The 467-nt window shown below is 32.1% G+C and carries 1 pseudogene; it reads right to left on the bottom strand.

Annotation, left to right across the window (positions count from 1 at the left end):
• Positions 1-402: pseudogene (locus LJE08_RS13825) on the bottom strand (IS21 family transposase); the annotation flags it as partial.
• Positions 403-467: the final 65 nt, after the last annotated feature.

Raw genomic sequence — 467 nt, 5'->3', positions numbered from 1 at the left:
TTTATGATTGATATGCATCGTAAGATTATGCTTTTTAACGTAATCACGATATCGTTCGCAAAAGTAGCTATACTGGTAAAATGGACTCTTGATTGACCGACAATCATCAACATATTCTTCCCATAGCAGTTTGATTGTGGTTCCTGGCTTTAACAGTTCCTTATGGATGTAATCAAAATCAGGTTGCTTAATGGATAAATTGATTTTCATCTCCTGTTCAAATAATAAATTTTGGACATCTGATTCACTGAGATCTTTAACAGATGACCAACACACTTTCTTGTCATCAGCTACATTAAAAATTTTTCTTATTGTATCTCTTGAAATTTTAAGAGATACAGAAATCTGTCGCTGACTATAGTTTTGTGATCTCATTTCCAAAACTTTTTTAACATCTCGCATAAAAAAACACCTCCTAATCGCAAGACTAGATAAGTATACTTACTTACCTGTTTTTATCTTACAAC

It is taken from the genome of Holdemanella sp. DFI.5.55, from assembly GCF_020593575.1.
Lineage (GTDB): Bacteria > Bacillota_I > Bacilli_A > Erysipelotrichales > Erysipelotrichaceae > Holdemanella > Holdemanella hominis.
Note: the sequence above shows the minus strand (reverse complement) of the source record. Positions and strands in the feature narration are given on the sequence as shown.